At 36.1% G+C, this 10,674-nt stretch carries 8 protein-coding genes; 2 read left to right on the top strand and 6 right to left on the bottom strand.

The features are described from left to right. Positions 1-449: 449 nt before the first annotated feature. Positions 450-1,100 (top strand): hypothetical protein, encoded by a 651-nt coding sequence (locus tag AHMF7605_RS18275; RefSeq protein ID WP_106931489.1) that lies wholly within the window; start codon positions 450-452, stop codon positions 1,098-1,100. Positions 1,101-1,177: 77 nt separating this feature from the next. Here AHMF7605_RS18275 and AHMF7605_RS18270 read toward each other — a convergent pair whose 3' ends face one another. The 3 genes from AHMF7605_RS18270 to AHMF7605_RS18260 form a co-directional block, all read right to left on the bottom strand. Continuing rightward, the gene (locus AHMF7605_RS18270) at positions 1,178-2,836 is read right to left on the bottom strand and encodes a serine hydrolase (RefSeq protein WP_233219313.1); all 1,659 of its coding nucleotides are present in this window, start codon (positions 2,834-2,836) and stop codon (positions 1,178-1,180) included. Positions 2,837-3,018: 182 nt separating this feature from the next. Next, complete coding sequence (locus tag AHMF7605_RS29845) at positions 3,019-3,462, bottom strand: helix-turn-helix domain-containing protein (protein WP_158267557.1); 444 nt, start codon at positions 3,460-3,462, stop codon at positions 3,019-3,021. A 771-nt stretch (positions 3,463-4,233) separates the two neighbouring features. Continuing rightward, positions 4,234-5,736, bottom strand: coding sequence for a glycine--tRNA ligase (locus AHMF7605_RS18260; RefSeq protein ID WP_106931486.1), 1,503 nt, complete (start codon positions 5,734-5,736; stop codon positions 4,234-4,236). 234 nt (positions 5,737-5,970) lie between these two features. Between AHMF7605_RS18260 and AHMF7605_RS18255 the strand changes: the two genes are divergently transcribed. Continuing rightward, positions 5,971-7,377: an inorganic phosphate transporter gene (locus tag AHMF7605_RS18255; protein WP_106931485.1), complete on the top strand. Its 1,407-nt coding sequence runs from the start codon at positions 5,971-5,973 to the stop codon at positions 7,375-7,377. 78 nt (positions 7,378-7,455) lie between these two features. Here the strand turns inward: AHMF7605_RS18255 and AHMF7605_RS18250 are convergent, their stop codons facing one another. The 3 genes from AHMF7605_RS18250 to AHMF7605_RS18240 form a co-directional block, all read right to left on the bottom strand. Continuing rightward, positions 7,456-7,923 carry a hypothetical protein gene (locus AHMF7605_RS18250; protein ID WP_106931484.1) on the bottom strand — a complete coding sequence of 156 codons (468 nt, stop codon included), beginning with the start codon at positions 7,921-7,923 and terminating at the stop codon, positions 7,456-7,458. 71 nt (positions 7,924-7,994) lie between these two features. Beyond that, a complete protein-coding gene (locus tag AHMF7605_RS18245) occupies positions 7,995-8,489 on the bottom strand; it encodes a DUF4385 domain-containing protein (RefSeq protein WP_106931483.1) in 495 nt (164 codons plus the stop codon). Positions 8,490-8,997: 508 nt separating this feature from the next. Next, the gene (locus tag AHMF7605_RS18240; RefSeq protein ID WP_106931482.1) at positions 8,998-10,584 is read right to left on the bottom strand and encodes an Ig-like domain-containing domain; all 1,587 of its coding nucleotides are present in this window, start codon (positions 10,582-10,584) and stop codon (positions 8,998-9,000) included. Positions 10,585-10,674 lie beyond the last annotated feature (90 nt).

Genomic DNA, 10,674 nt, shown 5'->3' with positions numbered 1-10,674 from the left:
TTTAAAGCTTTACTTGCGCAAAAATACTAAAGCAAATCAATAAAACCGAAGATGTATAAATTATACCTGCATTTGTAATAAAATAGTAGAGTTGATTTTAACTACTTCCTAGATAAAATGTAGTTCTTTCTTAAAAGTAGCTTGATAAACAGTATTCGATAATGCAGTTTTACTAAATGAATAATGGGGATAATTCTTGGACAACAATATTGTTACTTTATTCTAACCAAATATAATTAAGCTACTTACAATTCATTCCTCCGGATAAAATAAACACATTTTGAACAGAACCTTAAAGAAAGAAACAGGCAATTACAGAGTTTATACAGCTTTGCTATACCATACTTTTAAGAAAAACTGTGATTACCTGTAGTTCTTTTATGCATTTTACTTCTTAGGTGCATCCAGAAACTATTACTTTTGCTATAACCTAATTAAGTGCATGAACTATGAATCCACGAAAATCTTCCGGCTTATTACTTATTATATCTCTATTAGTTATTAGCCAATTTAGTAGCAGTTGCTCTACCTCACAAGCCTTCCGCTTTGCCAAAGGCACCGGCGCCTTTAAAGATCCCTACAAAACCAACTCGCCTAAAAATAAAGAATTAACTCAAGTAGCAAACCTTAATGACCCGGCTAATGAGTTAAACACAGTATTACAATCGCAGGTAACTGGTGCAACTGAAAAGAATACGCAAGATCCTTTAACAGAGAAACTGATTATTCAGAAGCCTTCTCGTAAACAGTTAAAGCAGTTAAAAAATCGCCTGGAAGCTATACTAGATACCACCAAAAAACGAGACCGGGTAACTATTAAAACCAATGAAAAGAAAGTAGATGAATTGCGCAATGAGGTACAAGGTTTAAAGAATTCGGTTAAAGCAGAAAAAGAGGGCGACAAAGTAGTGGTATCGTTTGATAAACCTCAGACCTCTTTATCGAAAGAAGCTAAAATCTTAATAATTGTGGGCGCAGCTTTATTATTAGTTGCCTTATTATCTCTGCCTGTTATAGGTCCGGTTTTAGGCGTCATTTTGGGCATTGCGGTGGTTGCAGCGGCCCTGGCATTAGTTTTAGGAGTAATTGAGATTAGTTGATAACTGAGCAACTCTCCAGCTTATAAAACTCAAATAAGAACCCCATTGGCTAGCATTAACGTTAAACAAAAGGGTTCTTACTTGTTCATAACTAAAGCATTTAGCTTTTCTTGTAATTCCTTATCCTCCGGATTATCTTTTAAGGCTTGTTGATAAGCATTAACTGCTTCGGCTGTTTTCCCTAGCATTACATACAAATCTCCCCAACGTGCCTGCAAAATTCCAGATTTAGGATATTGCTCATTTGCTAAGTGCAGAATACTTTCTGCTTCTTTTAATTTGGCTGGCTTCTGGTGCATAAACTCGTATGCCATATAAGTGAGTTGGTATTCGTTTAACTTTAGTTTCCGATAACCGGCAATTGCTTCCGCAATTTGGCCTCTATGCATCAGTTCATTTGGGAGTAGATTATTTTCTGATAAGCGCGGTAATACTTTTTGTTGTTCTAATATCACCACATCGGCTATATCACCTTGAGCATTGCGCCGGAAAACACCTTTATAAGGATAATCACTAAAAGCAATGGTATCCATAGCCACTGGAAAACAGTAAATAGGACTTCCTTGATTAATGGTTTCTATTAGATAATTGTTCTCTCTTCTGAAAGTTACCACTTCGTCGGGAGTACGTTGGTAGCGTCCTGCATATTCATCGAGCTTTTTATCTGGTAAGGTAACCGGCTTTATTTCATCAGGCAAAAAATTGGTCCATTGGTATGCTTTAGCTACGGCCCGTCTAATCTCTTTCCCTAATTCATCGGCTGCTCCGTCTTTATTCATCATTATCACTACCCCGTTTCCTTCCGTTAAATTACCAATCACGTAAGCTAAGAAACCGGCATTTACGCCGGTATGTTCAAAATAAACTCCGGCCAGCTTTTGGTTATCTTGGCGTTGTAAAAGAAATGCACCCAATCCCATCTCTTCTTTATAAAACCCGTTACTTACACCTACTTGTGGAGTAAACATTTCTTTAGCTAAGGTCTGGGAGAAAAATCTACTTTTTCCATGATAACTTTTTTGTAATTCAATAATTAATTTTGCTAGATCTGTTGGGGTAGAGTACAAGCCTGCTGCGGCTTGTTGTGGATAAACATAGGGTACTCCTTTAAACCAACTGTTGTCGGAGTAAGCCCAAGAAGCTAATTTCTGGAAGGAAACTGGTAATGGTTGCGTAAAAGTTGTATGGTGCATACCTAATCTCCGGAAAATACTTCTTTGCGTAAAATCAGCAAAATCTTGTTTTGTAACATCCATTATAGCTTGCTGAACAATCAAGTATCCGCCACCCGAATAACGAAATTCTTTACCAGGCCTAGAATTTACAATTACTGGTCTGCTTTCAGCTTCTGGAACACCATTTAAGATATCTTGTATTTTTAGAGAAGGTAATTTATATGGTACAAAGCCCCAATAGGATGATTGGCTAGTGCCTGCTTGATGACTTAACAAGAGGCGTAAAGTAATGGGTGTATTATGAGTAAAATCATTATCTGGTAATTGCCATGAAACTAGATAATTGTTTATTGGCCGATCCAGTTGTATTTGCTTTTTATCCACCAATCCTAGAGCAGCAACAGCAGTAACTAATTTTGAAATGGAACCTGCCGAAAACATTGTTTTAGTAGTTACTGGTATTTGCCGGGAAGTACCAGCTAGGCCATACGCTTTTGTCCAATCCAGTTTAAAGTTATGAATAACTGCAATGCTAAGCCCCGGAACCCGGTAAAACTGCATGCGCTCTTGCAGGTTCCAACCCGAAAAATCTTTTATTGGCACGTAGGGAGTTAAACTGTTTTCTACCTTTTTTATTCGATCTATTGTCGATGAAGCAGGCTGCGCCCAAGTATAATTAAAAACTAAAAGGAAAAGGATACTGTATAAGATACGATTCATCATGAGAAGCTTTTTTGTTAAAATTAGCTTCCAGAAATAGCTGTATCGTTCCGTTTTATAATTTGGGTACTCTTTTTATAAGCTTTAGGAGGCATACCCGTTTGTTCTTTAAATACCCGGTTAAAAGTAGTCTTAGAATTAAATCCTGCTTCCAATGCTATACCTAATAAGGTAAATTGCTGGTCTTCTCCTTTTAACAATCGATCTTTTACTTCATTTAGGCGAAATTCATTTACAAAATCGGCAAAGGTTTTATCTAAGCCTTCGTTTATAAGCTTTGATACCTCATTAGGGTGCCAACCTAGTTGTTGCGCTAACATCGGTAAGGATAAATCTGGATTTTTATACAATTTATTTTGCTCCATTTCCCAAACTATCAACCTGATCTTATCTTTATCCACAGCTTTAACCGAAGTTTTTTTCCGGATATTATCCCCTGATTTTTTAAACAAACTGATTAAGGCCAATCCGTATATAAATATGGGAAGTACTAAGGCAGTTAAGTAAAATTTGGGAGCTTGCGGTGCTAAGTAGTAATGATTAATTATTGGATCTATAATCGCAGTAACATAGAATAAAGCTAATCCATTAAAAAAGTAATATAAAGAACGAGGTTCCTTGTTCTTTTTTCGCATTAAGCTTAGGCTGTAGGTTAAATAAAAGAGAACGGATAAGCAAGCTCCATAATACTCCAAGTACCGGGTATAAGGTTTGTGGATAAGAATCCAAAAATCTGCTTTAACGGCCAAAGGTTGAAAAACTAAAACTAAATAGAAAAGTAACTGACAACCAAACGGTAAAAAGTGCCAAAGGGGTACCCGAAAACTTTTTTGGAATAAAGATTTTACATAGAAATAAAAGAAAGGACCAAAACTCCAGGAGAAAAAGAGGGGACTAAAATAAAGCCAGCGGTTTCGGTAGTAAACTCCTGTTCGACTGAAGAAATAATCTATCACCTGAAGGGTCATTCCTAAAAGCAGCAAACCAAGCCAAAAATGACTTGGTCGCTTATTTTTAGTAATTAAAAGATAGATACCCGTTGTTATTCCCTGTACAATACAGAATATCTGAAAGACGACTACCCAATCAAAGTAAACGTTCATAACGTAAGTTCACCGGTAAATTACCCAGCCTGAATAAATTGATTATTAAGCTGTTTTGTTAATTTATTATTGTTTCCGGATATAAACAAACGCTATCCTACTTATATATTTTGTAGGTGTTGATAAACAATCTACTTATAACTGTTCGAATATTCGTTTATAACTTACTGCTTCGTTAATGTAGTTTCTTAATTCGCTAATTGGCATCCGCTTTTGTTCGCGGGTATCCCGGTCACGAACAGTTACAGTATTATTCTCCAGTGTTTCGTAATCTACGGCAATGCAGAAGGGAGTACCAATCAAATCCTGACGGGTATACCGCTTACCAATTGCATCCCGTTCTTCGTAGATTATGTTAAAATCAAACTTTAAATCATCAAAAATTTGCTGCGCTTTTTCCGGTAATCCGTCTTTTCGCACTAAGGGGAAAATGGCCGCTTTAACCGGCGCTAATACTGGATGCAATTTTAAGTAAATCCGGGTTTTTACGCCATCGCCTTCCGTTACTTCTTCTTCGGTGTAAGCATTACACAAAGTCATTAAAAACAAGCGATCGGCACCCGCTGAAGTCTCAATAACGTAGGGCACGTAATTACCATAAGGTTTGCCTTCGGCATTTAAGTCGTTATCAAAATACTGTTGCTTTTTCTTCGACAAAGTCTGGTGTTGCGACAAATCAAAATCAGTACGGGAGTGAATGCCTTCTACTTCTTTAAAACCAAACGGAAACTCAAATTCAATATCAACGGCCGCATTGGCATAATGGGCTAATTTTTCGTGATCGTGGAAACGCAACTTTTTGGCTGGTATACCTAGGGCCTGGTGCCATTTAATCCGAACGGCTTTCCAATGTTCGTACCATTCCATTTCGGTACCGGGCCGAATAAAGAACTGCATTTCCATTTGCTCAAACTCCCGCATCCGAAAAGTAAACTGGCGAGCCACAATTTCGTTCCGGAAAGCTTTTCCAATCTGCGCAATCCCAAAAGGGATCTTCATTCTACCAGTTTTTTGTACGTTCAAGAAATTCACAAAAATACCTTGCGCTGTTTCCGGCCGCAGGTAAATGGTAGTAGATTCTTCGGCTACGGATCCGGTTTGAGTGGAAAACATTAAATTAAACTGGCGTACTTCGGTCCAATTAGCGGTTCCTGAAACCGGGCAAGTTATATTGAAATCAATTATTAATTGCCTTACACCATCTAAATCTTCATTGGTGAGGCGCTGAGCCATTTCATGAAGAAGATAAGTTGCTTGCTGTAACTCACCTTTAAGTTCTAATTCAACAGCTTTATCCTCGATTAAAACATCAGCGCGATAGCGTTTCTTCGAATCTTTGTTATCGATCATGGGATCGTTAAAAGAATCCACGTGACCCGATGCTTTCCAGGTATCCGGGTGCATGAAAATAGCCGCATCAATACCTACCACATTCTGGTTCAGCTGTGTCATGCATTTCCACCACACATTTTTAATATTATTTTTTAATTCTACTCCATTTTGCCCGTAATCGTAAACGGCTTGTAGACCATCGTAAATCTCGCTGCTGGGAAATACAAATCCGTATTCTTTGGCGTGCGAAATAATATCTTTTAATTGAGTACTTTCTAAAGAAGCTTTTTCTGATTGTGTTGCCATAGCCACAAATATATAGATTTAGAACGGAGCCAAAAGTAGCTAAACGGAAGAAAAATTTTTTGAAATTGAATAAATGTTATTTAATGACGTACTTTTAATTCAAATATTTTAAAATTTAGGCCTGATTAGTTGCAAAGTTAAAGTCGAACTCTCTTGATTTAACAATTCCTTAACATAAGCCGTGGCAAATTACTTTAATTTTGCGGACAATTTATCCAACCTCAACTAACCTGTATGTTCGGATTAGAAACTCACCTTCTGCTCCTACTTTTTCTTTGTTTATTAGCAGCCTGCGCCTTTGAATTTGTAAATGGTTTTCATGATACTGCCAACGCGGTTGCTACTGTTATTTATACCAACACTTTACGTCCTTGGGTAGCGGTAGTTTGGTCTGCTTTCTGGAATTTTATTGGGGTATTTGCCGGCGGTATTGGCGTAGCAATGGGAATTGTTTATTTACTTCCCGTAGAAGCCTTAATTGATCAGAATATTTACCATGGTATTGCCATGATTGGAGCCTTACTTTTGAGTGCTATTCTCTGGAATTTGGGTACCTGGTATTACGGCTTACCTTCCTCTAGTTCACATACTTTAATTGGTTCTATATTAGGCGTAGGCGTTGCTTTTTCTTTATTACCTGATAATACTTCCGGAGCCGCAGTAAACTGGGACGAAGCCATAAAAACGGGCTTATCCTTGATTGTTTCCCCTTTTCTAGGTTTTACTTTAACCGTTTTTTTAATGTTTATTTTAAAGCGGTTTGTTAAGAATAAGGCTATTTTCCGGCAGCCGCACAAACGAAAGCCCCCTCCCCTCTGGATACGATTAATTTTAATTTTAACTTGTACGCTGGTATCTTTTTTTCACGGCTCTAACGATGGTCAGAAAGGAGTTGGATTAGTGATGTTAATCTTAATCGGAATAGTACCTTCTTTTTTTGCTTTGGATAGTAACAAAAATCCAATTGTGATACAAGCATCGCTCACGCAGGTAGAACAGGTTATTAATCGGATAGATACGGCTTCTTTATCTAAAAATGATATGGAAATTGTAACTAAAATGAAGGATCGAGCCTCTGATTTAAATACGCTTTTTGCTCCGATAAATACGATAGAAGGATTACCTAAGAAAAGTCGTTTTTTAATCAGGCGGGATATTTTATTATTAGCGAAAGGTTCAGAAAACATTCTATCTAGCCCAGGAATTGCGCTTAGCCAATTGGACCGGAGTACTTTAAAAGAAAACATTAGCACCCTACGATCTTTTACTGATTATGCCCCGGATTGGGTAATTTTAATGATTGCTATGTCGTTGGGTTGCGGTACCATGATTGGCTGGAAGCGAATTGTAAAAACTATTGGGGAAAAAATTGGTAAGGAGCATTTAACGTATGCGCAAGGGGCTTCCGCTGAATTAATGGCCGCCGGCGTAATTGGCTTTTCTACCTTTATTTTTAAGTTACCCGTAAGTACCACTCATATTCTATCTTCGGGCATTGCCGGCAGCATGGTGGCCAATAAAGGCATTCGTAATCTTAATCCCGCTACTATCCGCAATATTGCTTTAGCTTGGGTATTAACCTTACCGGTGTCGATGTTCCTGGCAGGAACCTTGTTTTTAATATTTAGGTGGGCAATTTAAGCTAACTGTTATAAACATAAAAAAAGCCGTAATTCACATTACGGCTTTTTTTATGTTTATACTTTTTTAATATAATTGTTATACCAAACCTTCTTGTGGCCATTGCACTTCTAAATCATCATTAATATACACCCCAAAGTTTATGGCTATCAATTTATCGTTCTCAAAATACAAATCCAGCATTTCTTGTTCAAAAGACCATCTAATCTCTCCCGTTTCGAGCTTCTCGGTCTCGTAATCCGATAAGCCTTTTTGCTGCAATAACTCTTTTATATCCTTCGTAGATTTTTGAAATACATTCGTGTTAAATAATCTTACTTCGTCATTTTCTGTCTGAATACAACTCAAGCGATAATCATCTTCCCGGTCGAAAAAAAATGAATAACCTTTTTCCCAGTAGTTGAAGGCTTTGTGTTCAAACTCATCATCTTCGTCCGATTCTTCAATTTCTTCCGGCTCACCCATAATGTCTTTGACCTGGTCCATGGTAAAGCCAAAGTAGATATTACTTATTCCCTTACCCAATTCTATTTCGTACTCTTTCATCGTTTATATTTTAAGTATTAGAGATTATTTTAAATATTCGTGTTGTTATTGGGTAATTGTTTCACTTTTGTTTATATGCCATACTTACGTTTATGCTCTGCCATAAGCTCTTGATAATGTTGGTTCTGTTTAGCTTGCATCCATTTTTCTTTAAATATTTCTGCAGCAGCGGCTTTTACCTCATCTATTTCATTAGGTAATAAGTATTTATCACGGGCAATTTTCTCTGATTCTTTATCCGCTTCGTTTTGTGGATTGTACTTAAACTTTCTGCCGGATTTATGATTAGCGTAGCGCCTGGCTCTGGTAAATCCCATTTGTAAAAATTTTCTGGCCATATCGGCTCCTACAAAATCTTTTTTTTCTAAATACCCCAGAAAAAGTAAATAAATCTTTTCTGATGATTCGAGTGCTATTTCAGGGGTTTTAAACCGCCAAAATGGAAGGATTTCCGATTTATAAGGCTCCACTAATAATACTCCCTGTTCTCCTTTTCCAACCCGGTATAATTCGGGTTGTTTCCGAAAATTAGTTGAATCAAAAGCTAGGGTATAATCAAAAGGCATATAAAAATTTTGATTTTCTCTTACGAGATTTTTTTAAAAGAAGCTGAATTTTAAAAGTTTTCCTTCTTTCCACATTTTTAATTAACTATTTATTATAAAATAAAATTTTCTTAAATATTTAAATCTTCATCATTAGAACTGTTAACAAGTGGATAATTTTAAATAAATAATTCTTTACACAGGTTATTGGTGTATTCCACTGTATAGAGTAATTTATTAACGAATGAATGGAAAATAAGTAATTGATTATCAAGTGATATTTTTATATTTCCACATTTCCACCATTTCTTAGTTCAAGGAATCTTTTAGTTTTAAACAGGTGAATAAAGTAGAAAAAACTTTTGGATTGAACCTTACTTTCCCACTTTACTCTATGCAGGGTTCCGACAATTAATAAGTACTCCTTAAATGATACTAGTTGATCACAAGATACTCTCACTTTTCCACAAGTTATTAGTTAATAAAAAAGCCAACTAAGAAGTTGGCTTTTTTAGTTGTAGTTGTTTGTTTAAAATTCTATAGGCACATCTTGTACCCAATTTACCCGTACTTCAATAGGTTTTAAGTAATTAAACACCTTTTCTGGAATTGTTTTTAAATCTTTATTTCCAGTACGCCATTCTCCATTTTCGTCTTCATCTATTTTTACCCTTATCCGGTATGTATTAGGTTCTAATTCTTCTATGGACAAGTTTTTAGGAGAATTATAAGTTTTAACTATTTTATGATCTTTGTCTAGTAATTCAAGAAAATATTTTTTATTAGAAGTACTTATTTTTAAAGCAATGCTGCCTCCTTGTTCCTTATCGGTAATAGTAAATTTAACTTGTTGCTTTTTAAACTTATCGCCGGAAATTGGTACTATCGCTGACGTATCCACTTGTATTTCTACAGCATTCTTCGCTTTTGTTTTTAAGTTAAAACTTAAGGTATTACGGAAATTATTTATTTTGATATCTTGTGGATAATTTAATGGTTTTTTGGTTACGGAATCTTCCACTAAAGTGAGTAGAGGACCTTCTTTCAGGATTAAAGGAGCATCAAACTTAAACCGGATAGTATCATTTGCTCTAACCTTAGTGTTTTTGTTTAATACCTGAAAAGATAAATTTCGTTTGGCTTTTTTCCCGGTAAAGGCTAAATCCAAAGTATCTATCTTAACGTTCTGGGCTGAATCTAAAGCAGTAATAAAGTATTTACCTTTTATCTGATTAGAATAAGGGAACAAACGCACAGTTTTCGTATTCTCACCAATAAGGCTAGCTATATCATTAGGGTTACCACCTGAAACTTTTACTCCTGTTATTCCTTCATTGTATATTAGATGATATTCGTCTATATAAGGCTGTTTAGAAGTGATGTAAGGCGGCTTGGTATCTATCCGGATAGTTTGCAGATTTTGAGCAGGAGTTTGAGCTGTAATTTCTATAGGGTTAGCCAAATAACCTATTTTCTCATTCTCATCATTATAGATATTATCGTTGTTTTTATCTTGGTGGGCATACAATAAATAAGTACCGTATTTGATATTTTGCAATAAATAGCTCCCGTCTTCTCCCGTTTTAGTTAAGTAATAAGGCTTAGCGTTCCGGATGGTGGCGGTATCGTTTGCTGCGTATAAAACTACATTTATATCTTTGGCCGGAACACCGGTTAATAAATCTGTAACTACTCCCTGCACACGGCCTGAATCTAAAAATGTTCCTGTACTAAAAGTTAAAGTTAAATTTTTAGGTTTATTGCCTTCCGTTATATCTTCGATGCCTTCCCGGAAATTGAGAAAATAAGTTGTATTTGGCTCAAAGTTCTTTTCGAAAGTTAATTTAACTTCTTCGCGGTCTACTTCTGTTTTAATAGTGTTTTCCGCATTGGGCGAAATAATTAGCTGACGATTAAAATCTTCCGTCCGAACTTCTTCGTTAAATTTTAAGGTAATTATTTTACCCTTTACATTGAGCGATTGGTTTGTGGGCGAACTGCTGACTAATTCTGGACTTTTTACATCCTTTTCGCCACCTTCCGGCGGACTTATACTGGCACAACCCGGAATAAATAATATGAAAAAAGAAAAGCAGATTTTTTTAAATGGGTGCATTCTTAAGGTTTTTGCTAATCAGCAAACAGAAAATGTTAGGAAGAAATAGATACGTATACTTTAAATGAATTTTCACCAAGATGTATGTGG

The sequence above is a fragment of the Adhaeribacter arboris genome (assembly GCF_003023845.1).
Taxonomy (GTDB): domain Bacteria; phylum Bacteroidota; class Bacteroidia; order Cytophagales; family Hymenobacteraceae; genus Adhaeribacter; species Adhaeribacter arboris.
The sequence above is the reverse complement of the archived record's forward strand: the minus strand, read 5'-3'. Positions and strand labels throughout refer to the sequence as shown.